General features: G+C 36.1%; 29 protein-coding genes. 24 read left to right on the top strand and 5 right to left on the bottom strand.

What is annotated here, in order from left to right; all coding sequences use genetic code 11:
• Nucleotides 1-14: 14 nt before the first annotated feature.
• The 10 genes from ACTYA4_RS11515 to ACTYA4_RS11470 all read left to right on the top strand — a co-directional run bounded on the left by ACTYA4_RS11515 (nt 15) and on the right by ACTYA4_RS11470 (nt 8,962).
• Nucleotides 15-785 carry an amino acid ABC transporter permease gene (locus ACTYA4_RS11515; protein ID WP_443481120.1) on the top strand — a complete coding sequence of 257 codons (771 nt, stop codon included), beginning with the start codon at nt 15-17 and terminating at the stop codon, nt 783-785.
• A gap of 22 nt (nt 786-807) precedes the next feature.
• On the top strand, nt 808-1,644 hold the full coding sequence (locus ACTYA4_RS11510; protein ID WP_443481119.1) for a transporter substrate-binding domain-containing protein: 837 nt from the start codon (nt 808-810) through the stop codon (nt 1,642-1,644).
• Nucleotides 1,645-1,664: 20 nt separating this feature from the next.
• Nucleotides 1,665-2,375 (top strand): ABC transporter permease subunit, encoded by a 711-nt coding sequence (locus tag ACTYA4_RS11505; protein WP_443481118.1) that lies wholly within the window; start codon nt 1,665-1,667, stop codon nt 2,373-2,375.
• Nucleotides 2,372-3,112 (top strand): amino acid ABC transporter ATP-binding protein, encoded by a 741-nt coding sequence (locus tag ACTYA4_RS11500; protein WP_443481117.1) that lies wholly within the window; start codon nt 2,372-2,374, stop codon nt 3,110-3,112. Before ACTYA4_RS11505 ends, ACTYA4_RS11500 begins: the two co-directional genes overlap by 4 nt.
• 74 nt (nt 3,113-3,186) lie before the next feature.
• Nucleotides 3,187-4,185, top strand: coding sequence for a PLP-dependent cysteine synthase family protein (locus ACTYA4_RS11495; RefSeq protein ID WP_443481116.1), 999 nt, complete (start codon nt 3,187-3,189; stop codon nt 4,183-4,185).
• Nucleotides 4,186-4,235: 50 nt separating this feature from the next.
• The gene (locus ACTYA4_RS11490) at nt 4,236-5,303 is read left to right on the top strand and encodes an LLM class flavin-dependent oxidoreductase (protein WP_443481115.1); all 1,068 of its coding nucleotides are present in this window, start codon (nt 4,236-4,238) and stop codon (nt 5,301-5,303) included.
• Nucleotides 5,304-5,428: 125 nt separating this feature from the next.
• Nucleotides 5,429-6,604 carry an aminotransferase-like domain-containing protein gene (locus ACTYA4_RS11485; RefSeq protein WP_443481167.1) on the top strand — a complete coding sequence of 392 codons (1,176 nt, stop codon included), beginning with the start codon at nt 5,429-5,431 and terminating at the stop codon, nt 6,602-6,604.
• A gap of 186 nt (nt 6,605-6,790) precedes the next feature.
• On the top strand, nt 6,791-7,333 hold the full coding sequence (ssuE, locus tag ACTYA4_RS11480; RefSeq protein ID WP_443481114.1) for an NADPH-dependent FMN reductase: 543 nt from the start codon (nt 6,791-6,793) through the stop codon (nt 7,331-7,333).
• A 131-nt stretch (nt 7,334-7,464) separates the two neighbouring features.
• Nucleotides 7,465-8,793 carry an LLM class flavin-dependent oxidoreductase gene (locus ACTYA4_RS11475; protein WP_443481113.1) on the top strand — a complete coding sequence of 443 codons (1,329 nt, stop codon included), beginning with the start codon at nt 7,465-7,467 and terminating at the stop codon, nt 8,791-8,793.
• Nucleotides 8,794-8,821: 28 nt separating this feature from the next.
• Nucleotides 8,822-8,962, top strand: coding sequence for a hypothetical protein (locus ACTYA4_RS11470; protein WP_443481112.1), 141 nt, complete (start codon nt 8,822-8,824; stop codon nt 8,960-8,962).
• 258 nt (nt 8,963-9,220) lie between these two features.
• On the opposite strand, the gene ACTYA4_RS11465 is transcribed toward ACTYA4_RS11470, so the two are convergent.
• The 3 genes from ACTYA4_RS11465 to ACTYA4_RS11455 all read right to left on the bottom strand — a co-directional run bounded on the left by ACTYA4_RS11465 (nt 9,221) and on the right by ACTYA4_RS11455 (nt 10,825).
• Nucleotides 9,221-9,700 carry a hypothetical protein gene (locus ACTYA4_RS11465; protein WP_445505651.1) on the bottom strand — a complete coding sequence of 160 codons (480 nt, stop codon included), beginning with the start codon at nt 9,698-9,700 and terminating at the stop codon, nt 9,221-9,223.
• A gap of 157 nt (nt 9,701-9,857) precedes the next feature.
• The gene (locus ACTYA4_RS11460; protein WP_443481110.1) at nt 9,858-10,373 is read right to left on the bottom strand and encodes a hypothetical protein; all 516 of its coding nucleotides are present in this window, start codon (nt 10,371-10,373) and stop codon (nt 9,858-9,860) included.
• Nucleotides 10,374-10,450: 77 nt separating this feature from the next.
• On the bottom strand, nt 10,451-10,825 hold the full coding sequence (locus tag ACTYA4_RS11455; protein ID WP_445505650.1) for a hypothetical protein: 375 nt from the start codon (nt 10,823-10,825) through the stop codon (nt 10,451-10,453).
• Nucleotides 10,826-11,363: 538 nt separating this feature from the next.
• Here ACTYA4_RS11455 and ACTYA4_RS11450 point away from each other — a divergent pair.
• The 5 genes from ACTYA4_RS11450 (at nt 11,364) to ACTYA4_RS11430 (ending at nt 16,625) form a co-directional block, all read left to right on the top strand.
• Nucleotides 11,364-12,476: an iron-containing alcohol dehydrogenase family protein gene (locus tag ACTYA4_RS11450; RefSeq protein ID WP_445505649.1), complete on the top strand. Its 1,113-nt coding sequence runs from the start codon at nt 11,364-11,366 to the stop codon at nt 12,474-12,476.
• Nucleotides 12,477-12,544: 68 nt separating this feature from the next.
• Nucleotides 12,545-13,573 (top strand): ABC transporter substrate-binding protein, encoded by a 1,029-nt coding sequence (locus ACTYA4_RS11445; RefSeq protein ID WP_443481107.1) that lies wholly within the window; start codon nt 12,545-12,547, stop codon nt 13,571-13,573.
• A 177-nt stretch (nt 13,574-13,750) separates the two neighbouring features.
• A complete protein-coding gene (locus tag ACTYA4_RS11440; RefSeq protein ID WP_443481106.1) occupies nt 13,751-14,527 on the top strand; it encodes an ABC transporter permease subunit in 777 nt (258 codons plus the stop codon).
• Nucleotides 14,528-14,572: 45 nt separating this feature from the next.
• Entirely contained in the window at nt 14,573-15,349 is a 777-nt protein-coding gene (locus ACTYA4_RS11435; RefSeq protein ID WP_443481105.1) for an ATP-binding cassette domain-containing protein, read from the top strand.
• A gap of 79 nt (nt 15,350-15,428) precedes the next feature.
• Nucleotides 15,429-16,625, top strand: a complete 1,197-nt coding sequence (locus tag ACTYA4_RS11430) for an amidohydrolase (protein ID WP_445505648.1) — start codon at nt 15,429-15,431, stop codon at nt 16,623-16,625.
• 142 nt (nt 16,626-16,767) lie between these two features.
• Here the strand turns inward: ACTYA4_RS11430 and ACTYA4_RS11425 are convergent, their stop codons facing one another.
• Nucleotides 16,768-16,956, bottom strand: coding sequence for a Fur-regulated basic protein FbpA (locus tag ACTYA4_RS11425; protein ID WP_443481103.1), 189 nt, complete (start codon nt 16,954-16,956; stop codon nt 16,768-16,770).
• Between the two features lie 37 nt (nt 16,957-16,993).
• A complete protein-coding gene (locus ACTYA4_RS11420; RefSeq protein ID WP_443481102.1) occupies nt 16,994-17,902 on the bottom strand; it encodes a LysR family transcriptional regulator in 909 nt (302 codons plus the stop codon).
• A 151-nt stretch (nt 17,903-18,053) separates the two neighbouring features.
• Here ACTYA4_RS11420 and ACTYA4_RS11415 point away from each other — a divergent pair, with 151 nt between their 5' ends.
• The 9 genes from ACTYA4_RS11415 to ACTYA4_RS11375 all read left to right on the top strand — a co-directional run bounded on the left by ACTYA4_RS11415 (nt 18,054) and on the right by ACTYA4_RS11375 (nt 26,004).
• Nucleotides 18,054-18,182 (top strand): hypothetical protein, encoded by a 129-nt coding sequence (locus tag ACTYA4_RS11415; RefSeq protein WP_443481101.1) that lies wholly within the window; start codon nt 18,054-18,056, stop codon nt 18,180-18,182.
• Entirely contained in the window at nt 18,179-19,210 is a 1,032-nt protein-coding gene (locus ACTYA4_RS11410; RefSeq protein WP_443481100.1) for an LLM class flavin-dependent oxidoreductase, read from the top strand. Before ACTYA4_RS11415 ends, ACTYA4_RS11410 begins: the two co-directional genes overlap by 4 nt.
• Complete coding sequence (locus tag ACTYA4_RS11405) at nt 19,207-19,467, top strand: glutaredoxin family protein (RefSeq protein ID WP_443481099.1); 261 nt, start codon at nt 19,207-19,209, stop codon at nt 19,465-19,467. Before ACTYA4_RS11410 ends, ACTYA4_RS11405 begins: the two co-directional genes overlap by 4 nt.
• 325 nt (nt 19,468-19,792) lie before the next feature.
• Entirely contained in the window at nt 19,793-20,971 is a 1,179-nt protein-coding gene (locus ACTYA4_RS11400) for a hypothetical protein (RefSeq protein WP_443481098.1), read from the top strand.
• A 106-nt stretch (nt 20,972-21,077) separates the two neighbouring features.
• A complete protein-coding gene (locus tag ACTYA4_RS11395; RefSeq protein WP_443481097.1) occupies nt 21,078-22,028 on the top strand; it encodes an NAD-dependent epimerase/dehydratase family protein in 951 nt (316 codons plus the stop codon).
• Nucleotides 22,012-22,947: a lysylphosphatidylglycerol synthase transmembrane domain-containing protein gene (locus tag ACTYA4_RS11390; RefSeq protein WP_443481096.1), complete on the top strand. Its 936-nt coding sequence runs from the start codon at nt 22,012-22,014 to the stop codon at nt 22,945-22,947. The genes ACTYA4_RS11395 and ACTYA4_RS11390 overlap by 17 nt, the downstream gene beginning before the upstream one ends.
• On the top strand, nt 22,944-24,404 hold the full coding sequence (locus ACTYA4_RS11385) for an alkaline phosphatase family protein (RefSeq protein WP_445505647.1): 1,461 nt from the start codon (nt 22,944-22,946) through the stop codon (nt 24,402-24,404). Before ACTYA4_RS11390 ends, ACTYA4_RS11385 begins: the two co-directional genes overlap by 4 nt.
• Before the next feature lie 2 nt (nt 24,405-24,406).
• Entirely contained in the window at nt 24,407-25,195 is a 789-nt protein-coding gene (locus tag ACTYA4_RS11380; RefSeq protein WP_443481094.1) for a glycosyltransferase family 2 protein, read from the top strand.
• Nucleotides 25,196-25,254: 59 nt separating this feature from the next.
• The gene (locus tag ACTYA4_RS11375; protein ID WP_443481093.1) at nt 25,255-26,004 is read left to right on the top strand and encodes a hypothetical protein; all 750 of its coding nucleotides are present in this window, start codon (nt 25,255-25,257) and stop codon (nt 26,002-26,004) included.
• The last annotated feature ends 21 nt before the right edge of the window (nt 26,005-26,025 follow it).

Genomic DNA, 26,025 nt, shown 5'->3' with positions numbered 1-26,025 from the left:
AAAGGAGGAATTACATGGGAGAGTTTTTCAAATGGGAGTATGTCTTTTCACTTTTCCCAAAAGTGTTGAGCGCTCTTCCAACAACTTTATTGATTGTATTGTTTGCGACCATTATAGGAAGTGTGTTAGGTATTTTAATTGCTTATATCAGGATAGAAAACATCCCGATATTAAAACAAATTTGTATTCTTTATGTTTCTTTTATAAGGGGGACACCAATTTTAGTTCAAATGTTTATTGTATTTTATGGTCTTCCAAATTTATTAGCTTTAATAGGAATAGACCTTTCTCAATGGAACAAAATATATTTCATTTATATTACCTATGGGTTAAATACAGCAGCATTCTTTTCTGAAATATTCCGTTCGTCCTTGTTAAGTGTTCCCGTTTCCCAGTACGAAGCGGCTGCATCTATAGGATTGACCAAAAGACAGACCTATCAAAGAATACTAATCCCGCAAGCACGTGCATTCGCTATTCCAAATTTGGGAGCATCGATCATAAATCTCCTGCAAGATACTTCGTTAGCTTTTTCTATAGGGATATTGGATGTAATGGGGAAAGTACAGGCATTAGGAGCATTATATTATCGTGTTATTGAGGGTTACTTTATTGCAGCAATCATATTTATTGTTTTAAGCATCCTACTTGAAAAAGTATTTAACATTTTAGAAATTAAATATCGCTATCCAAGCAGAAGTAAGAAGAAGTTAACAGGGTTTTTATTTACAGTTAACAAAAATAAACCCTTGTTATTAACAAATGAAAAAAATAAATCAAACTAGAATACAAATAAGGGGAATTACAATGATGAATAGAACAAAATTTGGTAGATTAAAAGTTATTGGACTAAGTGCTTTACTTGGAATTGTTTTGGCTGGATGCGGAAGCAATGAAACTTCTAAAAGTGAAAGTGCTGGAGCAAATAATAATTCAGATGCAAAAGAAATTATTATCGGGACAGGCAATTCCTATCAACCATTTGCTTATTTAGATGAAAAGGGAAATCCGACTGGATATGAAAAAGCAGTTCTTGATGCAGTGGATGAAAAATTACCTCAATACAAATTTAAATATGAAACATTTGAGTTTAAAAATGTATTACCTGCTCTTGATGCAAATAAAGTAGACTTAGCAGCCCATCAATATGAAGTTAATGATGAAAGAAAAGCGAAATATTTATATGGAAAAGTGGGATACACGGATTATACAGGCTATATAGTGGTAGATGAAAATTCAGGTAATAACTTTCAAAAATTAGAAGATTTAGCAGGGAAAAAAGTGCAAGTATCTACAGGAAGCAACTATGCGTATCTTTTAGAGCAATACAATAAAAAACATGATAAAAAAATTAACATCCTTTATGGAGATGGTTCAAGTGAAATCCGTGTTAAAAATCTTCAAAACGGAACAGTTGATGCTATTTTATCGACAAAATATGATGTAAATAAATTAAATAAGCAGTTTAATGCAAACCTAGTAACATCTGGGGAACCAGCATATGTTTCGAAAACCTATTTTTTATCTAAAAAATCTGATACAAAGCTTCAGGAAGACATTGATGGTGCATTACAAAAATTAATTGATGAAGGGAAGCTAGCTGAAATTTCCAAAGAGGTTTTAGGAGGAGATTACACAAAATAAATCGAAAGGAGTTAGAGAAAATGGATTTTGATTTCGCATTTATGTTTAAAGTATTTTTAGCGGCAGTGAAATATTTACCTACCACTCTACTATTGGGATTTCTGCCACTTATTTTAGGTTCCATTTTGGGGCTTATTATTGCACTAGTACGCTTTTTTAATATCCCTGTCCTTTCGAGTATTTTTAAGTGGTTTGTTACAATTTTTAAAGCAATTCCCGTCGTATTAATTTTATTAGTAGCTTATCTTGTTAGTGCAGATCTTTTAGATAAAATAGCACAAACATTTTCTTGGTCTATACGTTTCAAAGATATTGATCGCAGATGGATAGCGATCTTTGCCCTAACTTTATATGCAACTAGCGGTCTGTCAGAGGTCTTTAGGGGATCTCTGGCAGCAATCCCAAAAGGACAATTTGATGCGGCTTATTCGATAGGATTAACAAAAAGTCAATTAATTAGAAGAATGGTCATTCCACAAGTAATTCCTATTGCTTTTCCGATGATTAATAGTACATTAATTGGTCTCATTAAAACTTCTTCGCTAGTTTCTATGGTTTCGGTAGTGGATATATTGGATGGGGCTATTATTGAAGCTAATGCTAATTATCGTTTCCTTGAGGCATATGTGGCTGTATCTCTTATATATTGGTCTGTATGTGCTGCCATTGAAGGCGTGTCAACAGTTTATGAAAATCATTTCAATCGAGGTAAAAGGAGACGTTTAGTATGATAAAAGTTAAAAATATCTCCAAAAAATTTGGAACAAATGAAATTTTAAAGGGCATTGATCTAAAAGTTGAAAAGGGAGAAGTAGTGGTTATATTAGGACCAAGCGGGTCAGGAAAATCGACTTTTTTGCGATGCTTGAATTTTTTAGAACGGGCAGACAATGGGGAAATTACTATAGGTAATAAAAAAGTAGAATTTAAAAAAGCAAGTTCGAAAGATATTCTTGATATACGCAGAAACACAGCTATGGTTTTTCAGCAATATAATCTTTTCCTGCATAAAACAGCAATTGAAAACATTATAGAGGGATTAATTATAGCTCGGAAGGTACCAAAAGATAAGGCATATAATATTGGTCTGGATTTATTGGATAAAGTGGGGCTGAAAGATAAAAAAGATGCTTATCCTCATCAATTATCTGGTGGGCAGCAACAACGCGTTGGCATAGCAAGGGCATTGGCTATAAATCCAGAGGTTATTTTATTCGATGAACCAACTTCCGCTCTAGATCCAGAATTAGTAGGGGAAACATTAGATGTCATTAAAAAGGTTGCAGAAGAAGGTGTAACCATGGTCATTGTTACACATGAGATGAGTTTCGCTTATGATATTGCTGATAGAGTAATTTTTATGGAAGATGGCGTAATTGTTGAACAAGGTTCTCCAAAGGAAGTCTTTGAACATACAAAAGAAGAGCGGACAAAGCAATTCCTAGGACGCTTTTCGTATGAAAGATAAGACATTATTTTATTGAATGGGTAAATCAACCGATTAATTCCTATTATTCTTATTTATTAAGGAGGATAAAGTGTATGAGTCAAATTGTTACGAACAAAATTAAAAAATCTATTACTGAACTTGTGGGCAGAACTCCTTTATTGGAAATCGTGAATTACGAAAAAGAAAATCAGTTAGAAGCAGAGATTATTGGAAAACTAGAATATTTAAACCCTTCCAATAGTATTAAAGACAGAATTGCAAAGGGAATGATTGAAGACGCAGAGAACAGAGGATTATTAAAAAATGGCGCCACAATACTAGAAACAACAAGTGGTAATACGGGGATAGGTTTGGCAGCAATTGCTGCAGCTAAAGGTTATAAGCTTAGAATTTACATGCAAGACGGTGTAAGTGAGGAAAGAACAAAAGTTATAAGAGCATATGGATCAGAAGTCATTCCATTTTCCGATGTACCTGAACTAGTTGAGGCTATTGAAGAAACAGACGGAGACTTTGTTGAAGTTATTAATGTCTTTAGGAAAGCTGTTGTTGAAAAAGAAGAAAATACTGTTTTCTTAAATCAGCTTGGAAATGAAGCAAATCCTAAAGTTCACCGAGAGACAACAGGACCGGAAATTTGGGAGGATACAGATGGTCAAGTAGATATTTTGGTAGCGACAATTGGAACTGGCGGGACACTTAGTGGTGCCGGAGCATACTTAAAGTCGAAAAATCCAAACATAAAAGTGGTAGGAGTGGAACCAGGAATAGCATCCATTGCAACACTAGACAATCCGGATATAGTTGAAATAACTGGTGTACATCGATTCTCTGATGTGGAAGAAGAAAGAGTGCCGGATAATGTTCATCTAGATGTTTATGATGAAGTAATAGAGGTGGAAACGAGCGAAGCTTATGAAGCAGCAAGAGCAGTAGCAAAATCAGACGGGATTTTGGTTGGGACTTCCTCAGGTGCGGCAATTTGGGCGGCAACACAGCTTGCAAAACGCCCCGAAAATAAAGGAAAAAGAATTGTTGCAATTCTTCCAGATACCGGATTGAGATATTTATCAACTGACTTATTTGAATAGAAAGAAAAAAGGGGTCTGACCCCAAAATAGGAATTGGGGGTCTATGGCAGATGAAATTAGCTTTATTTACACTTGTGCAGAATCTCCCAAATGCATTAACTGGGGAAAAATTGACGACACAGCAAAAATTTCAAAATGTATTAAAACAAGCAGTTTTTGCTGAATCACATGGCTTTGATGCCTTTGGAATAGGAGAGAGGCATGGTGAACCATTCTTATCTTCTTCTCCGCAAGTTATCCTTACAGCCATTGCCGCTAGAACTTCGAAAATACGTCTGTTAACCACCGTTACTGTTCTTAGCGTATTAGATCCAGTGCGTGTAGCGGAAGATTATGCCACCCTAGATCATCTTTCAGGTGGGCGGCTGGAATTAATCATCGGTAAAGGAAATGACCCGCGCCACTATCCCCTTTTTGGTATTACTGAAGAAGAGCAATGGGAATCGCTTGCGGAGAGATATGACCTTCTAAAGCGATTGTGGACGGAGGAAAATGTCACCTGGAAGGGACGTTATCGTCCTGCGTTGAATAATGTAACGACTCAGCCGAGACCCTTTCAGCAGTCTATTCCAGTATGGCATGGAAGTGCATCAAGCATGCTCTCTGTTGAACTTGCTGCAAAATATGGAGACCCGATATTTTCATCAAACACCTTTCATCCTCAGGCAAAGTACAAATCCTTGATTGATCACTATCATGAACGGTGGGCCTATTATGGTCATAATCCAAAGGGTGCTGTTGTCGGCTCAGGTACAGGCAGTTTGTTCTTGGCTGATACAATGGAGGAGGCAATCAAGCGCTATCGTCCATACTATCATGCATTTAATAATACAGATGCAGCGAAGCATAATCAATCACCGTTTAAGAGCCTTGAAGATAACATGAAGAATGGACCAGTTTTAGTCGGCAGTGCGGAGAGTGTAATAGAAAAAATACTAAACTATCATGCTGCTTATAAAAACCAAGTATTAAGTATTAGTGTGGATGGATTAACAGAAGAAGAACAGCTAGAGCAGATCGAGCGATTCGCAGCAGATGTTGCACCAACACTAAGGCGTGAGATTCCAAGCACGATATGGAGCAACGAACCTCGAACACTTATAAAAAACATTTATTAAATGTCAAAGCTATAAGTGCTGATGGTGAAATTAATCTTTCTAAAGTAATGTAAGGGAGAAGATTATCTATGACAGAACAACTACCAAACTATTAATATTCTAAGCTTTTACCAGAAACACCTTCTATTGGAGGTACGACGGTAACTGAACCTAATCACGTCCATTTATCATTTGGATTCCCGTCAACCCCTCTTTTTCCAATCCGCACATTAGCGCAATCCGCTTCTGAGTCGATTTTAGAAAATGGTCATAAGGCGCTACATTATTCAGGAGGATTAGGACCCGCAAAGGTACGACAATGGATTAAAGAACAAGTGGAAAAAAGTAAGATTTTCGTTGAGGCAACGCAAATTTACCCGACATTCGGGGCTATGCAAGGTATCGATTTAACGACACGTGTTCTAATTAATCCAGGTGATGAGGTTTGGGTTGAAGGTCCAACGTTTTTTAATGGTTTACAGTCATTCCGTTTAGCTGGCGCCCAGATTAAAACATTTCCTCTAGATGAAGAGGGTGTACAAGTGGACATTCTTGAACAGTCATTAAAGGATGCTAAAGGGAAGAATCAACCAATTCCTAAGTTCTTCTATTGCATGCCTAATTTCCATAATCCAGCTGGTGTAACGCTATCGATAGAGCGTCGGAAAAAATTAGCAGCGCTTGCTTATGAATATAACTTTTATATTTTAGAGGATAATGCATACGGTGATTTAAGCTTTACACATGAATATTTACCGTCTATTTATTCATTTGCCCCAAAGCGTGTTATTTACTTGGGTACATTCTCTAAAATTATCGCCCCTGGTCTTCGATTAGGTTGGATGATTGCGAATGAAGAAGTGCTGCAAAAAGTACACACATTAGCACTAGGCAGCCAAACAAGTCCATTTACACAAGAAATTGTTACTGCATTACTAGAAAAAATTTCATATAAGGATCATTTGAAAAATTTAATTGATACGTATCGCTCAAAACAAGATGCGATGGTCAATAGTATTCAGAAGTATTTCGGAGATGAAGTCCATTTTATCGTACCAGAAGGTGGGTTCTTCCTATTGTTAAACTTTAAGCCAGAGGTAGATACAGCAAAGTTTGTACAACAAGCCTTTGAAAATGGTGTAAGTGTGATAGAAGGGCGTTCATTTTATGTTAACGGTGAAGGGAAAAATCAAATCCGTCTATGTTTCTCTTACTGCGATGAGCAACAAATTGACCGGGGAATCAAAATACTAGCAGAAGCTTATTTCGCGTCGATTAAAGGACAAAGATTTATAAAAACGAAGCTTAATTCTTCTTATTGACCGTAAAATACGGGTTTGTGATGTGTTTTAATCAAAGTTTTATTTCTAAATTTAATACAGGTAAATTTAGGATTATTAAAGTGTCACTTTAGAAATACAAAATATACATTATAGTCGGGTTGGCTTATAATAATAACCAATTAATCATATAGGAATAAATGAAATGAAAAAAGGAGAGGATTGTTCATGACAAAAGTTGCTATTTTAGCTGGAGGTAATTCTGTTTATTCGAGGCTGACAGGTTTGATTGATTTTAGTACAAATTATTTAGAAGAACATGGGATTGATTCAGAGGTGATTCAAATTCATCAATTACCAAGCGAGGCGTTAATAACTGCTGACTACAACAACGATAAGATTAAGGAAATAAATCAAATCGTAGAGAAAAGTGAAGTTATTGTTATTGTAACACCTGTTTATAAAGCTTCTATTACAGGGATTTTAAAAACCTATCTAGATTTGCTCCCACAAAATGGATTAAATAATAAAATAATTGTGCCACTCGTTCTTGGCGGATCTTTTGGTCATTTATTGGTGATAGATTACGCACTAAAGCCAGTTCTTTCCGCATTAGGTGCAACGAATATTTTAAAAGTTGTTTATACAGTTGATACGCAAATTACAAAGCTGGAAGGGAATCGTTTTGAACTAGAAAAAACGGTAAAAGAGAGGGTAATCAACACGCTTAACGAAGTATTAAGCCAGATTCAGCAGCCTGTGAAAGAATAATTGATTAGGAGATTCGCAGGAGAAAAGAATGAAGAGAAGCAGTTTTAGAGTATATAACAGTAAATTAAAAAAATAATTTTTTTATTAAAAACCAACTAAACTTATAAGAATACTTTTTGGAGGGGATTTTAATGGCTAAAAAGAAACATGTGAAATTTGGGTTGATTATACATGGTGTTGGTGGAACGACAGACGGTTGGAGACATCCAGATATCCCTTCCGATGCCAGTGTAAATTGGGATTTTTATATCAATCAAGCAAAGACAGCGGAAAAAGGATTATTTAGTTTTGTTTTTATTGCAGATGGGGTTCACATTAATAAAGAATCACTGCCGCATTTTCTAAACAGATTTGAACCAATTACCATATTATCAGCTTTAGGAGCAGCGACAAAAAATATTGGTTTAGTTGGAACTGTTTCTTCGACGTACAGTGAACCGTTCACTGTAGCAAGGCAATTTCTCTCCCTTGATCAAATTAGCGGTGGAAGAGCAGGCTGGAATGTGGTTACGACTCCACTTGGTGGAGCCGCAGAAAATTTTAGTAAAAGTGGTCTTCCTTCTCATTCACTCCGCTATGAAATTGCAGAGGAGCATTTAGATATTGTTCGGGGACTATGGGATTCTTGGGAAGATGATGCCTTTATTCGAGATGAGCAAACAGGTGTATTTTTTGATCCGGATAAACTGCATGAACTGAATTATTCAGGGAAGCATTTTTCGGTAAAAGGACCATTAAATATTGCTCGGTCAAACCAAGGACATCCCGTTGTTTTTCAAGCAGGTTCTTCTGAAAGGGGGAGGGCGTTTGCGGCAGAATCAGCAGATGCGGTGTTTACGAATCAAAGCGATATTACAAAAGCCAAGGAGTTTTACAAAGACATTAAAGAGCAGGCAATTCAAAAGGGAAGATCAGCTGAAAGGGTAAAGATTTTTCCAGGAATTACACCAATTATTGGACGCACGACTGAAGAAGCGGAGCGTAAATATCATGATTTTATTAGCCTCATACCAATTGAAAATGCCCTTAAATATTTAGGAAGATTCTTTGATCACTTTGATTTCAGCAAATTTCCGCTTGATGAACCATTTCCTGATATCGGCAACATTGGCAAAGAAGCATTCCAAAGTACAACAGATGAGATTAAGAGACTAGCGAAAGAAAACAATTTGACGTTAAGAGAAGTGGCACTTCAAGTAGCAGTACCGAGAAGTAATTTTTTAGGTACACCTGAATATGTTGCAAACTTGATTCAAGAATGGCTGGAGGAAGAAGCTGCAGATGGCTTTATCATTCATACCCTGCTTCCTAATGATTTATCCGATTTTGTGGAACAAGTAGTCCCTATTTTACAAGAGCGCGGGATTTATCCAGAAGCTTATGAACATGACACATTAAGAGGTCATTTAGGTTTAAAGGTTCCTATTAATCGTTACAGTAAAGTACCAGAAAGAAAGTAAATAGAGATGAAAAGGCGGTGAAATAAGTATGAAGAAAGTTCTTTTACGAATTTTAACTCATATAGGATCGAATGGCGCTTTTTTTGGATCCGTTTATCTATATGAGGATTTACCAGGTGATGTTGTGTATCAACTAATGCTGAAAGACTCAGTCTTGCCGCCATACTAAAAGAAAGCTGACACACTCCCATCGCTAAAGCAATGGGGTTCTGAAAAATTCTTGCTTCTCTTCATTCATACATGTACAAGTACATTCACACACTCCACACTCTTATAAGCGGACGGCTTGGGAATGAAGCACTGACATTAATAAACATTATGTTTAAAGGTTTATTCAGAACTTTCACAGCCAAAGCAACCTCTGTTGCCATTTGCGACTGTATCTATGGTCCTCACAGACTCGGTAGGTCACACCGCCATTATTTTTTTAAACTGCTACGGCAGTTTTTTTGTTTTTTAATTGAATGCCTGAATTTAACACCATTACTCCTTGTTTTTCTATTCGTTCTATTTCTTTATCATGTAAAGATTGAAACATTTCAAACGTCTTTTCACAACGTTTTCTATTCGTTTTTGTCCCTGTTCGATTAGAATTCATCAACAGAAACGCCGAGTATAAATCTCGTTGAATTCTTGTCCCATCATTAAAGATGTGCCATCTTTCTTTCAATTCTTTTTTCTTATAATTATTTGTCTTATGATTATACTGACTAGCTTTGAATGTTCTTGTATTTACCTTCTTAAACATTCCGCCTTGAGCTGCTACTTTTCGTTCAAGTATACTCATAAACATTGCTGGAGCTCGATGTCCAATACTTTTTCCAAAACGCTTTTTACGTTTGTATTTTCCTGTTTTTTCACTGATTTCTGTTTTCTTAGAACGCTTTTGCAAACTCTTTATATTCATTTCTTCCCAGTAATGTTCATCTCCGAAAGATAGAAGTCTATTAGCTAATGTACGATGAGATTGTTTTCTGGTATCGGCTTGTTTTCGGTATAACTCTTTCCGTTTCGATTTTAATTTCAAATAACGTTTGGAGTAAATCCATGTCTTTTTTCCTTTTTTAATTGTTCGGATTCATCGCTCGTTTGGAACGATCCATTTTTCTTTGAATCAATCGAATTTTCCTTGATTGATTCATCACATTCTCAGCTAAATTCGTTAAGAGAACGTTATTCTCTCCAACGACTGCGATAGAAGAAGTTCCTAAGTCTCCGCCAACACGACCTTTTCCAATTTGATGCCTGAATGAACCATCTTTCTTTCGTTTCGCTGGAGGAAATCCTTGAACGATTAATTGGGTAAAATAACGAGTTTTCCCGCGAATGACACGCTTTACAATACGAACATATTTTACTTTATGGAAAGATTTTTTTAGCTCGCCTTTTTTCGTTTTGTATGCAAATTCAACGCTGTTTTCGATGTTAGACAATGCTTCCTGCACGTACAAATCATTTTCTTTTATGATTAAATGTATATTTGTTTTTCCAAAAACAATGGTTCCATCTCGATAAAACCAGCCGGTATTGTTTTTCTTCCCTTCAAAACTAAACATTTCTCCGCGTTTAATAAAGTTCACTCTCTTGGATTCACCCTTCAATTTCTTACAAAATGTATTCCAAGCACGAGTAGCAGTCTTCTGAGCAATATCTGCATTTAATGTATTTCCAAAATGGTTCCGAATGGTTTTAAGAAATCGTGCATCGCATACTCTGTTAACTCAAATTGTTCTTGTATATCAAATATTTTCCTCATGATTTGCTTTTTCTCGTTTTGATAGAATGGAATGTTCTTTTTATTTCCTTGCGTTTCATAATAGGAAACTTTTTTACAAACAGTACGAAGACACCTTCTTAATTTTTTATATTTTTTTGTCCGTTTCATTTGTTTTTCCCGTTTTAATAGTTCTCCAAGACACGAATTATAAATGACGCGACTCACTTCTAAATTGCTTTCTATATCTTTAATAATAGAAGGATTTGTCCATAATTCCATCGTTAATACATAGGAAGGCGTTATCTCCTTTGCCATTTCAATCCTCCTTACCGAACATTCGTTCGCATTTCGATTATAACAAATAAACTAGAACAAATGCACCTTTTAACAAAATGTTCAAAAAAAACAAATTCCTTCCACGCCTGAAGGAATGGGCTTCCTTTGCCTAAAATTCTGTGAAGTTGACATGAGACAAATCAGTTACCGTGTGGCTTCCATGTTTATTGTCATTTTCGGTTCTTTATTTTCCATATTTTAATGTTTTTAAATAAGAGCCAGAACGTATCTACTTGCAAGTGGATACGTTTTGGTTCTTTTTGTTTTTAATAGTATTAAATATTTCTTCTAATTTACACTACTGGGTCTCCAGCGAAATAATCTTTGAAACTCCTTTTGTAATTTATGTGTTTTCTATGTCTTTTCTATTAAAAATAGTAAAGCACCTCTTCATTTTTACTAATTATACTTTTATTAAGTGTTGTTGTATGATGAATACACATCAAACTAATCCGATTTGTTTAGTTGGTTTAAAAAGTGAATACCAAGATCTAAACCAAAAATAGGAGGGTTTTATATGTCCAAAATAAAAGCGCCGAAAGAGTATATACAGAAAGAAAATATTATTTATTCTGCAGGTGAATATATAGGGAAACTTGGAAAAAAGGCGATTGTTATAGGAAGCTATACCGCTTTAGCAGCGGTTGATTCGATTGTGTGGGAAAGCTTAGAAAATGCAGGAGTCGAGTATCAAGTACATGTTTATTCTGGGTATTGCACAGAAGAATCGATTCAAGCTATTACAGGGATTGCAGTTGAATTACAGGCAGATGTTATTGTAGGGATTGGTGGTGGAACTGTTTTAGATAGTACAAAGGCAGTCGGCGAAAATATTGGTGTACCGGTTGTCACGATACCAACCATTGCGGCTACATGTGCAGCATGGTCCGCCTTAACAGTTCTATACAACGATAAAGGTGCAGCAGTAGGGTATAAAATTTTAAAAGAATCTCCCCATACCGTGCTAGTCGATCCTAATATTTTGGTAAAGGCTCCTTCTAGATATTTAGCTGCAGGTATTGCGGATACGATTGTTAAATGGTATGAAATTGCACCACATATAAGCAATGAAGGAAATGATGTTGCGTTTCAAACATCCTTAACGACAGCAAAATTAGCATTAGATATTCTTCTTGAAAACGGGGCAGCAGCACTTCAGGACAATAAGAAGGCTAGAGTAACGAAAGAATTTACAAAAGTTGTAGATGCAATCATTATGTTGGCAGGGATGGTTGGAAGCATAAAAACAGAAAAGCCTCGTGCAGCAATTGCTCATTCTATCCATAACAGCATCACTGCTATTCCAGGGACAGCTAAAAGCTTGCACGGAGAAAAAGTTGGTTTCGGACTAATAGCACAACTTATATTAGAAGGAAAACCGGATGAAGAAGTAGCTGAATTGATTTCTATCCTGCACAAATGGGAAGGTTCCATCACATTAGAGCAGCTTGGAGTACAGCATGAGAAACAGAAACAAATTAATCGAATCGCCGCAAGTGTCAAAATTAGAGAAGAAGCAATAAGAGTATTGGACTTTGAAGTAAACGAAGAGACATTAATAAATGCAATAGAGAAAGCAAATGCATTTGGTGAAAAAATAGTAGAAAGAGCGTTAAATACATCTATATAAAATGTTTATTGCTTTAAAACCGAGTTAATAGATAAGTTTAGTTGTGTTGAAATTTAGGGGGAGAAAGTATGAAGAAGAAAATCATGCCAATTATTGCAACAATCGCTTTAGCAGCGGGTGTTTTAGCAGGATGCTCCAATGATAGTACAAAAACGAGTGCAACTGGAAAGGAAACGAAAAACGAGTTAAGTGATGTAACTTTGCGGGTAGCAGAGACAGGATGGGGCACTTATCAAAATGCACTTAAAGAAGCTGGTCTTGACGATACACCATACAAGGTTCAATACAATGTGTTTCAAGGTGGAAATTTAATACTGGAAGCAATGAATGCTGGTCATGTGGACCTTGGAACTTCAAGTGAAATTCCACCAATTTTTTCTTCCTTATCACAAAATGGAGACAATTCAAAAGTAATTGCGATCATTCAATCGAGTACATTGAATCAGGAACTTGTTGTACCACAAGGGTCCAGTATAAAGGATGTTTCCGAATTAAAAGGGAAAAAAGTAGGTTATGTCAATAATACAACAGCTCATTATTTTCTTATTAAAATGCTAGAAAGCGCTGGGTTGACATGGAATGATATTAAGCCTGTACCGTTAACAACTTCGGACGGTTTAGCAGCATTATTAGGAAAAAATATTGATGCTTTAGCAAGCTATGGGAATGCGATTGTTTCTGCAAGACAGCAGCATGCAAAAACGATTGCTAGTGCAAAAGATATTTTATCAGGCAATTTCCAAGTGAATGCATCAGTGGAAGCTATTAAAGATCCAGGAAAACATGCGGCTATTATTGATTATCTGGATCGATTAAATAAAGCATATGAATGGGAACGCAATAATAAGGAAGAATGGGCGGAAATAGTAGCGAAAAATACAAAGCAGCCAGTAGAGCAAGCATTGCAGATATTAAAAGAAGGGGAAGAGCAGCGTCCATCAACTGTTATTCCTCTGTCAGAAGCGAATACCGATTCGCAGCAGGATATCGTGGAAACATTCAAAAAGGTTGGCTTAATAAAGGAAAATATTGATGTTTCTTCCTTTTGGAATCATGATTTTGATCAAGAGCTTACAGACGAATTATCTAAAAATTAGTATAAGAGGATGTTCAAAAAGGCACCAAATGATAAGCGTCGAACCTCTTCGTTGGCTTGCTTTTCCGCTACTCACGTATCTAAAAGCATACGCTGTGTTGCTCAAAGCTACGCCGCCTCGATCTTCTTGCTTCTAATTTGTTACCTTTTTGAACACACACTATAAGGAGGAATTTCGGTGAAGAAGAAAGTAAGAATTTCTTATAAAATTTTGCCATGGATTGTACCTGTAATTCTTCTTCTTTTATGGCATGTACTTACAACAAGTGGAACCATTGGCGTACAAACCTTTCCAGAACCTTTAAAGGTGTTAGGTACATTTATTGCTTTAGTAAAAAGCGGGGAGTTAGCTGACTATATTGGCGATAGTGCAAAAAGAGCTTTCAGTGGATTTATTATAGGGGGAAGCGTCGGCCTTCTCTTAGGTTTAGTGAACGGATTAAGTTCAACGTCTGAAAAACTTTTGGATTCAACGATTCAAATGGTGCGGAATATTCCTCATCTTGCACTTATTCCGCTAGTGATTTTATGGTTCGGAATTGCGGAGCCGGCAAAATTAGTGCTTATTTCATTAGGGGTATTTTTTCCGATTTACTTAAATACGTTTCATGGTATTCGCTCCATTGAGCAGGGATTAACGGAAATGGGAAAAGTGTATAATTTAAATCGTTTTGCTTTATTCTGGCATGTTATTCTGCCTGGGGCGCTGCCTTCTATCTTAGTAGGTGTGAGGTATTCTTTAGGCGTGATGTGGCTCACGTTAATTGTTGCTGAAACAGTTGCAGCTGATTCAGGGATTGGATATATGGCAATGAACGGAAGAGAGTTTATGCAAATGGATGTAATTGTTTTAAGTATTTTAATATATGCCGTTCTTGGAAAACTATCAGATACGATTGCTAAATTTCTGGAGAAAAGATGGCTGCAATGGCATCCTAACTTTTCAAAAAATTAATTAATACAAATGGAATAAAAAATGATAGGAGGCAGGAGCTATAAAATGAGTGGAGTTAATGTGAAAATTCAAGGACTGGACAAAAGCTTTGGCGAGGCAAATATAATAAAAAATATTGATTTGACTATTAATAAAGGCGAATTTATTGCGATTGTCGGGAAAAGCGGTTGCGGAAAGAGTACGCTGTTACGATTGATAGCTGGTTTAGAACAGCCGTCTAATGGAGAGCTGCTTACAGAAGGGAAAAAAATTCAAGGATATAATGCAGAAACAAGAGTGCTGTTCCAAGAGTCAAGGTTATTGCCATGGAAAAAAGTAGTCGAAAATGTAAGAGTTTGCGCTGTCAATAAGAACAAGGAAGATGCCTATAAAGCTTTAGCATCTGTAGGTTTAGAAGAAAAGGGAAATCAATGGCCCAGGGTATTATCCGGAGGCCAAAAACAAAGAGTAGCTTTAGCGAGAGCGTTGGCAGCTGATCCTAAGCTGTTATTGCTTGATGAGCCTCTTGGTGCATTAGATGCATTAACGAGAATTGAAATGCAAAACTTAATCGAAAACTTATGGAAAGAAAAAGGGTTTACTGCTATTTTAGTCACACATGATGTCAGTGAAGCAGTAGCTTTAGCTGACCGTGTGCTTCTAATAGAAGAAGGGGGTATAGCGATGGATGTTTCGATTCCATTAGCAAGACCAAGAATTAGAAATAATGAATTTATCTACTACGAGAAGATGATATTAGATCGAGTTTTAGGAAAACAAGAACTGAACGATAATCATTTGCCAAAATTAGAGTATTCCTCGTTAAAGTCTAATATACTTTAATTGAATTCATGGGGATATTGGGCTAGTAATAGCTTGAAATAGAAGACTATTATTTTATGAAGAAAAGGAGAGGAAACCGTTGGTTCTAGATATTTTTACAAAAAATGAAAGTGAATTAGAACAAAAATTAATTGATGTCAGAAGAAATCTTCACCAGGAACCAGAATTATCGAATGAAGAAGTAAAAACCACCTTAAAAATAAGAAAGTGGTTAGAAGAAGCGGACATTGACATTTTGGACCTGCCTCTTAAAACGGGAGTTATTGGGGAAATAAGTGGGAATGTTGCTGGTCCTACAATAGCAATACGTGCAGATATTGACGCACTTCCAATTCATGAACAAGCAGATATTCCATTTCCATCAACAGTTCCAGGTGTCATGCATGCTTGTGGACATGATTTTCATACTGCTGTTATATTAGGTGCTGCTTATTTATTAAAGAAAAGGCAAGAAAATTTAAAGGGAACCGTTCGAGTACTTTTCCAGCCAGCTGAAGAAACAGGGCATGGAGCAAAAGCAATTCTCGCATCAAAAGGATTAGAAAATGTAGAAGCAATCTTTGGATTGCATAATGATCCACTTAGCGAGTTAGGTGTATTAGGAACAAAAGAAGGGGTGCTAACCGCAGGTGTAGATCGATTTGAGATAGAAGTAAAAGGGAAAGGCAGCCATGCTGCAAAACCGGAGGAAGGAATAGATCCTATTATTATAGCAGCGGAAATTATCTCAAGATTACAAACGATTGTAAGCAGAGAGACGAAATCTAGTGAAAGTGTTGTAATAAGTGTGACACAAATACATGGAGGCAACACGTGGAATGTAATACCTGAATCAGTCTATTTAGAAGGAACTGTCCGCACCTTTAAAGAAGAAATAAGAAAAACGATTCCGGCAAAAATAGAAAGGGTGTTAAATGGAGTCGCTGCAAGCTATGGCGGAGAAGCACGTTTAATATGGCATCCTGGACCACCATCTGTTCAAAATGACAAAGAATGGACGCTCTTCGCGAAACGCATTGCTGTGCAAAATGGCTATAAAGTGGTCGAAGTAGAACCGACTGCAGGTGGTGAAGACTTTGCTTTTTACCAGCAAAAAATCAGAGGTGCTTTTGTCAACATTGGAGTAGCGGGAGAATACGGGCTTCATCATCCGAAATATTATTTAAATGAAGAAGCGATATTGCCTGCAAGCTATTACTTTGCAGATTTAGCGGAACAAGCATTAGTAGAACTATACGGGCAGTCCTTATCTGCTAAGTATATCCCACAAGTATGAATAGGTATCAATAAATAATCCATTATCTTCCTAAAAGTTATAGGAGGATAATGGATTATTTTTAATAGAAATTATTATTCTCGGCACTGAAAAAGCACTGGGTTTAGACGGACGAAGGAGCAACCGCTTGTTTAAGCTTTGATTAACTTCCTTTTCTCCAAATAAGTGAACCTGCCCCAAAATGTGGATGTGTACAAAATTCAAATTGATGATATTTTTCTTGTAGTTCTTTAAGGGACAAGTTGTTTAACGTCGTGATGTTATCGTTTCCAAAGCAGACTAATTTATTGATGAGCATTCTTCTTTTTTGACAAAGGTCTTCATTACTCATTTGATGATCCTCCTAAAGAAAATTTCATATTTATACTCTAGATAGCCAAAGGCTTTTTCATTGAAGATTTTTCGGTGAAATAATCTTCAATGACTTGAAGCAAGTTGGTAGAAGCTTTGCCAAAACTGCTATTATTTCTTCTTAGTAGCCCAATTACTGGTGCTGCATCCAGATCCTTAATCTCCACTATTTTTGTTCCTGGTATTGGGGAGGAATGGGCTATTCGTGTAAAAAGGGAGATGCCTATTCCTTTCTGTACATAATGTTTATGGGCCATGCTGCTGCTTAGCTCTAATTTCTTATAACTTGTTCCAATTGCTTCTACAATTGATTGTTCAATTTTGATCCGGATTGGGCAATTATTCGGAGTAAAAAGTAGTGTTTCATCCTGTAGATCTTTTAGATTAATTTCATTTTTATCAGCTAACCTATGAGACTCAAATACTAGTAAAACAATGTCGTCATAATATAAAGGTTTATAAACGTTTTCCATCGTTACTTCCGGTGCACCGCAAATGGCAAAATCAATTTCGTCGCGATAAAGCATCGTGCTTAATGTATTAGCATCTGCCACATATATAGACACTTCTACTTTTGGATGCTCCTTTAAGAAGTTAGATAGTATGTGCGGAAATTCTAGACTAGCTGTTGGTTCAGATACACCTATGCGAATTAAACCTGCATTGCCGCCTTCTAAATCTTCTAAAGTTTTATCTAATCGGTCGTACTCCCTTAATAAAGCATTCGCTCGTTCATAAAAAAGCCGACCTGCCTCAGTCATTTTGAGCGTTTTTCCTCGATCTAATAATTTTTCGCCGATTTCTTCTTCCAAATGCTTAATATGTAGGGTGATGGTTGGCTGAGAATAATTTAAGGCTTCGGCAGCTTTTTGAAAATTGCCTAATTTAATGATTGTTGTAAAGGTTCTGATCGCTCGTATTTCCAATTTATTTACACCTCTTTATATGAAATTTAAAAATTTTAAAGTACAGATTTACTTTTACTGATTATACATATGCAAATATTTGTTTTATTATAATCTATATCAACAACTATTCCAAGTTGTTTAGATGGAATTGTGGAAGGAGAATATAATTTTGGGAAAAATAACAAATTTATCAGGTGATTTTATAATGGATACTCAAAATAAAAATTATTTAGAGGGAGGGTTTCAAATTCAGCCCGAATATGACTTTATTCAATCGGCGGGGAGGGTGAAAAAATGACTATAAAGTTAAGCATTCTTGATCAAAGTCCAGTAGGAGAAAAGGAAAAAGCAGAACAAGGTTTGCTGAACACAGTCCGGCTTGCTGAAGCAGCTGATGATTTAGGCTACCATCGTTTTTGGGTATCTGAACATCATAACAGTGAAGAAATTGCCGGATCTGCGCCTGAAGTTCTTATTGGATACTTATTAGCAAAAACGAAAAATATAAAAATTGGCTCAGGCGGGGTGATGCTGCAGCATTATAGTCCTTATAAAGTGGCAGAAGCTTTTCATGTTTTATCATCGCTGGCTCCCAATAGGGTAGATTTAGGCATTGGCAAGGCACAGGGCGGATTGAATTTATCTACAAAGGCTTTGCAAGAGGACAAAAAAGAAACACAAAAAAGCTTTGAACAAAAGATTAAAGAGGTAAAAAATTTTATATCAAGCGAATATAATCTTTCACCTGCGGAGTTAAAGGCAACTCCTGTTCCAACAGTAAAACCAGAGCTTTATTTGCTTGGAGGAAGTGTTGAAAGTGCAGAACTAGCTGCAAAATTAGGGATTTCCTATGTGTTTGCCTTTTTTATAAATGGAGAAGAAGCTGTATTAAAAGAAGCAAGAGCAAGATTTCAACAACTATCTCCTAAAGATGCAAAAAACACTTTCATTTTATCAACGACTATTGCAGTTGCTGAAAGAGAGGAAGAAGCACTTGACTATATAAAACAAAAGGAAACAATTAAGGTAACTTTCTCAAACGGGAAAAGTTTGAATGTGGGCACAAATGAACAAGCAGAAAAATTAATAAATGAAAGCGAAGGACTAGATTATCAAATAAAAGTGCAAAAGGCAGGCTATATTGCAGGTACAAAAGAAAGTGTAAGAAAAAGAATTGTTCAATTATCAGAACAATATGAAATAGATGAAATAATTGCTTTGACACCTATTGAAGATATAGAGAAACGAATTAAATCCTTTAGATTATTAAAAGAAGCAATTCAAACAGATATAAAATTGGAAATAGAAGGGGCAGAGGCAATATGAGTCAAACAAAAAAAGTAGTCGTATGGAGTAAAGTAGGCTGCAGCTATTGTGAAGAAGTAAAGTCTTATTTAACAGAAAATAATATAGAATATTCCAATATTGATGTAACAGAGAATGATATATTAAGAGATGTATTAGAGGTGAAATATGGTATTAGATATGTACCAGTTGTAGAAATCAGCAATGGGGAAAAAGAATCGTATAAGGCAGTATTTAAAGTTGATTTGGAGGCCTTAAAGGAGGAATTGGAAGTATAATAAACAAAGAATTTATTGTTTTGTAATAGGTTGAAAAAAAGTATTGAATAAATTACATTATAGTAAAAAATGCTTGGGTTAAGTTCATAACCGAAGCATTTTTTGGTTGATTTCACTATTATTTCCATTAAATTCAGCAGCATACTTACAGTAGATACCAATAATGGATTCTTATAAAAAAATATTATTACTTTTCAAAAAATTATCTCACAACTCATTGACATTGAGAATCATTCTCCATATAATCAAATTCATAAATGAAAATCAATTTCAATTAAGTAATTATTTTATCTATTTTTTATTAAAACAGAAGAGGGGAAACGAAATGAAAAAGAGAGAATTAAAATCTATTTTTGCCAGTTTTATCATGGCTTCAGCTTTTTTAACAGCTTGTGGAGCACAGGATAATGCAGAAAAGCCAAAAGAGGAAAAACAAGAAGAGACAGCAGCAAAGGAAGAATCTAAAGCTTCAGAAGAAGTAGATTATGCTTCCGTTTATACAGAAGCTATTACAGAATTAGATAAAGCCAAAGAAGGAAAAGAAGTTGATTTCGGGAAAGTATCCGAGCTTTATACAAAAAATCTTCAAACCCTTGTTCAAAACCGCGATGCAGAGTTTGAAGCAAAGAGCGACCAGCACATAACAGCTGCTCTTCAGGCAGGCAAAGACAAATCAATGGATCCTGTCGTTGTAAGACAGATTTTCGATAAATTAATGCAAAAGGTTTTCTATACAACAGTTAAACATGAATTTACTGAAATTGAAGAAAACTGGGGCAAAAAGGATGAAGTAAAAGAAGAAATAGAAGAAGCAAAGGAATTTTATTCTATCCTGCAAACAACGGTTGAAAAGCGTGATGCTGCCTATGGAACGAATATGGTTTCCGTTATTGACGGCGGATTCAATGAAATTGAAAAAGCTGCAGAGTCAGGTGATCAGCTAGGCTTCTTATTAGGAAAACAAGTGGTAGATAAAACATTAATGAAAACATTCTATTTGGCAACAGGTGCAAAGCCTAATGGTTATGCGACAAAAGCTGCTGCAGCTGCAAAAGAAAACGCAGAAGAGGCTAAAATTGAACAAGCAGAAGGCTGGGCATTTTACCAATCTATTTTCACATACGTGGACAAGCACTCTGCAGAGGAAGCAGCATTTATAGAGAGCCAATTCAATTTAGAAAATGATGTAGCAAAGCTTGACCCAGAAGCTGTAAATAAAGCATTTGTACGTGGATTTTCCAAAATTGCCTTGGATGAATATAAGGAAAGTGTAGAAACTTGGGGAGAAGATAAGTCAGCTGTTACCGCATTGGAAGGTGCATTGTTTATTGATGTCATTGGGGAAGATATCAAAGGACTTATTGGTGAAAAAGACTATAAAACTTTAACCGAGCAGGCTCAACAATACCTTGAAGCAGCAAAGGCGAAGGATAAAAAGGCAGGAGAGCCAATCTTAGCAGAAATCCAAGCTACATTGCAAAAAGTTATTGAACAAGCGAAATAAACCATTTACACTAATGGAAAAACCTTGTCATTAAACAAGGTTTTTCCTGTTGAATAAAACGTCTATAATTGGAATAATGAAGTCCAATAAAATAGATAGAGGTGTTATGTTGAAGATTATCATTACAGGTGGTGCAGGATTTATTGGCTGCCATCTAGCAAGAAGATTAATAGCAGAAAATCATGAGGTCCATATCATCGATTGTCTGCATCCATACTATTCTAAAGAAAGAAAAAGGAAACAATTGAGTACCATTGACTCTTTGAGCAAGGATCGATTTACACTATTGGACCTTTTAAATAGGGAAGAAACAATTGCTTTCTTTCAATCTATTTCACCAGATGCGGTTATCCATTTAGCAGCCTTGCCTGGTGTTGCTTATTCGATTGAAAGGCCATTAGAATATGTGGATTATGATATTAAAGCAACCATCAATGTTCTGGAAGCCTGTGGACAAAGTGGTGCTAAGCAAATGATTTTTGCTTCTTCCTCATCTGTGTATGGAAACCAAAAGGGGCCATTGAAGGAAGAGCTGGCTACCGGCAACGTGATTTCACCGTATGCTGCCTCCAAATATTCCGCAGAGTCTTTTTGTCATGTATATCGACATTTATACGGATTTGAAACGAAGATCTTACGTTTTTTTACTGTATACGGACCTTGGGTTCGCCCAGATATGGCACTCGGGATCTTTTTAAAAAAGCTGCTTAAGAATCAAGAAATCACACTGTTTGGTGAAGATCGAATTCGTGATTTTACCTATATAGATGACATTGTTGACGGCATTTATTTATCGTTGACTCAATTACATAAAAGCGAAGTAATTAATCTTGGTTCAGGCAACCCAATTTCCATGCTCTCCTTATTAGATGAATTAAAGCGATATTTTCCAGAGATGAAGATTAGGAAAGAAAAATCTCGTACAGGAGATGTTGTACAAACATGGGCCGATATTGATAAAGCAGCAGATTTTTTCGAGTACAAGCCTAAAATAAGTTTTGAGAAAGGTTTAGCCGAAACCGTAAAGTGGGCGAAGGAAAATGAAGATTACCTTTAAAGCGGTAAAGTTAATATGTTCCTTATTGGTTGTAGGTTTCTTTTTTTATCTGACATTCTATTACTTTGATGGTAGATGGATTTGGAATGGTATAAAGGCTATTATACAATCGCCATTCACTCTGACTGCAATATTATTAGTATATTTTCTTTCTTTTTGTTTGAAATCCTTAGCTTGGAAAGTTTATTTAAATGGACGGCCTAGGTTTTCGACATGTTTAGTGGGAATTTTATATAGTTTGTTTGTGAACCATTTATTGCCCATCAAAGCAGGCGACCTTGTCAGAATAAAAATCTTGAGCACCAGGGATGACATAAGCGGGGAGGATGCGGTCCATTCTGTTATTGTTCTAAGGCTGCTGGACATGATCTGCTTAATAGCCTTTACAATGGCTGGTCTTTTTGTGCTTGGAGTAGATTTTCAAATACCTATTCCACTGGTCATAATTGGAAGTGTTGTACTAATTCTTTCCGTGATCGTCGTAGTGCGGTTTTTTCCAGTCTTTTTAAAACGGCACCTTAAACTATTCAAACAAGCGTTTAAAGGCAGAAATGGAATGGTGATCTTTACTGCTATAGGATTAAGTTGGATTTTAGAAGCAGCTGTCTTATACGGAACGGTTATCGTTTACAAGGGAAACTTATCGATTCTCGAAGCTGTTTTTGCCAATAGTGTAACGGTTTCAGGACAAATTTTTCAAATAACACCGGGTGGAATAGCCAACTATGAAAGCTTTCTAGTCTTTGCATTGCGACTATTCGGATTTGCGATTCAAGAAGGTTATACGATTGCTATTGTTACTCATGCTGTCAAATTCTTTTTTTCATATGCAGCAGGGGCAATAGCTATATTTCTATATCGGGTATCATTTAAGACAATGTTAAGCTGGACAAGAGTGAGAGGAGTGAGAAGCAAATGAAAAGTGCATCAAAATTTGAAAAGGTTGCGGCACGATGCTGGAATTTATTAAATGAGGGGAAACCTTTTACACCGATCTTTGTGGTCGGAACGATGCTGTTATTTCACATGGCAGTTTTGACCGATTGGGATTCGTCCTTAGCCTTATTTCAATCGTTTTTGTATGTGATCCCATTGTTAGTTGTTTATTATCTTTTTGATTTTCCGCTTTTTTTACGCAATTATCTTTGGGTTCCTTTTGTTGCCTATTTAATCATATGGAATGATACAAATACTAGTCTTTTATTCTTTTCAATCGGTCTATATTTCTTTTTTACCGTATTCTTTTGGGGTACGCTTTATTATCATTTAAGAATCGGTACGTCGTGGTTAAACTTTACCCGTTTTTGGAAGCTTGTAATGAAAAATAGTGATTCAACAAGCGGAAACGCTCAGGAACAAATTCCTAAGTTTTTACTGTTGTTGTCTCTTTGGGAATTTTTCTATGCAAAATTAGATTCAGGTACTTCAGTTGATTTTACATCTATTGTCATCTTTTATTTAAGTGTGCTTGTCTTTGCTTATATTCTTCATCGCAATCTATTCGATTGGAAGCCAAAAATGTATAGCGGCTTTACAAGAGATCAGTTTGCACAGCCGGAAAAAAGCATTTCTGATAAAGCGATTGTTATTGTGATAGATGGAATGCGCAAGGAGCGTTTTTATGATGCAAATACGCCATTTCTTGATTATTTAAAGGACAACGGTACAGAATATATGAACATGGAAACCGTCTACCCTGCAAGAACGGTCGTTTGTTTTTCATCGATGTTTACAGGAACTTATCCTAAGGAACATGGCATTCACTCCAATATGGTTTGGAAATTAGGAATTAAGGTAGAGAGTATCTTTGATTCGTTAAGGAAGGTTGGCAAAAAAGGAAGGCTGCTTGGAATCGCCCATTTAGTTGATTCGATGGGAAGCGATGTTGAAACGGTAACGGCTGTAATGCATAATGATCAGGCGGATCCGAATATTATGAAGCGGGCAAAAAAAATCATGAAAGAACAAGATCCAGATTTGTTTATTGTACAGATGATTGCAACAGACCAAACCGGTCATAGCCGCGGTGTGCTTTATGATGAATACCTGCAAAAAATACACGAAGCTGACAGACTTATAAAAGATTTTGTAGACTGGCTTACTGAAGAGGGGAAGATGGACAATACAACCCTTTTCATTTGTGCGGATCATGGGCAGGCTGACGGGATCGGCGGCCATGGTCATTTAGATGAAGGAGAAAGATTTGTTCCCTTTTTTATCCACGGACCGAATATTGCTAAAGGAAAGAAAGTGGAAGAAAAACATAGTCTTGTTTCTTTAGCACCGACATTAGCTCATTTACTAGGTGCGCCTTTTCCAAGTCATAGCAGAGGAAAAGTCTTAACAGATGCCATTGAACAGAAGGATGAGATGTAATAATGAATAAACTTCAAGTGATTGTATTTTTGCCAGCCTTTAATGAGGAGGAATCAATCGGAGACGTTATTAAAAATATTCCCCGGGAATTTCATGAAAAAGTGGATGTAAAAGTTTTGGTCATTGATGATGGCTCCAGTGATCAAACTGTTGAAGTAGCAAACAAAGCTGGAGCAGACTTTATTGTCAGTTTTTCGAAAAACCAGGGACTTGGTGCAGCGGTTCGCGCTGGGCTTCGTGAGTGCTTTGAAAGAGGAGCAGACATTGGTGTGATGATCGATGCAGATGGAGAGTATCCTGCTCATCACATTCCTAATCTGTTGCACCCCATTTTTCAAGGAGAGGCAGATTATACAATGGGGTCACGCTTTTTAGGCACCATTAAGGGCATGAAGATTCACCGCCGTTTAGGCAACTATTGTTTTACCTTTCTTCAGAGCTTGTTATTGAGAAAATGGATTCACGACGGACAGTCGGGGATGAGGGCTTTTTCGAGACAAGCCCTTCAACATGCTGAAATTATTCATGATTATAATTATGCACAAGTTCTCACATTAAACCTCGTTCGAAAAGGGTTTCGGATGAAGGAAGTAGCTATTCCATACCAAGTTCGTACAACTGGGGAATCATTTATTACTTTTAAAGGATATTTATCTTCCGTTCTTCCTGTAATTTGGAAGGAATGGAATCGTAAGGTTGAAAAAATTGATATTCATAAGAATGCTTATAATTTAGAAGAATTGGAAAAGTCAGAAAAAGTTCATAAAAACAGCCTGAAAATAGCAAAATAACATTGACATAAATAATGATAATCATTATCATTAACATTATCGATAGGAGGAACTAGGATATGAAAAAGCGAATTATTTTAACTTTTGCAGTTATTTTTCTTTTTACCCATTTGTTTTCTATAACAGCGAATGCTTATTCATATGGTGATCCAAATAAGGAAGAATTAGCTGAAGCATATAAAGAAATGGTGATCGAATTAGATAAAAATCCTCCAGATTTTACTACAGCACGAAAACATTATGAAACCGTTAAAGAAGAAGTCGATATGCATATGGGACCGGATCCATCGAAAATTATTCTCCAAAACATAGAGGATAAAGATAAGGAACAGACGATTAAAAATATGGATGTGCTTCTTGTATTAAATATTGCTCGGCGTTTGGAAAATGTTGAAAAAAATTTCAAAGAGTTTGATACGAGTAAACGATTGTTGGCGAAGGGATTTGCTACATATGAAGCACTGTCTCCGAAAATAGAAGCAAAAAACGCAGATCTTGATAAAGAGCTCAAAGCAGAATTTGATAAAGCTTTAGATTCTCTGGGCAATCCTGGACTTTTTGGAGTAGGGCAAAAAAAAGCTGATTTAGACGCTTTTAAAGCAAGTAAAGAGACAATTCTTTCAAAGCTTCAATCAGAATTTAAGATAAAAAGTTTAGAAGTAGGACATTTTTCTGAAAGTGCTACAGAAACAGAACAAAAAAATAAAGATTGGACAGATTTATCCAATATCCGAAACTGGCTGCCAATCATTATCATCGTAGTTGTTATTGCAGCTGTTATTATCGTGGCAAGACAAAAAAGAAAATAATTATTTTCAATAGGAGAGAGG

Source organism: Niallia yueguangensis, from assembly GCF_052663115.1.
The sequence above is the reverse complement of the archived record's forward strand: the minus strand, read 5'-3'. Positions and strand labels throughout refer to the sequence as shown.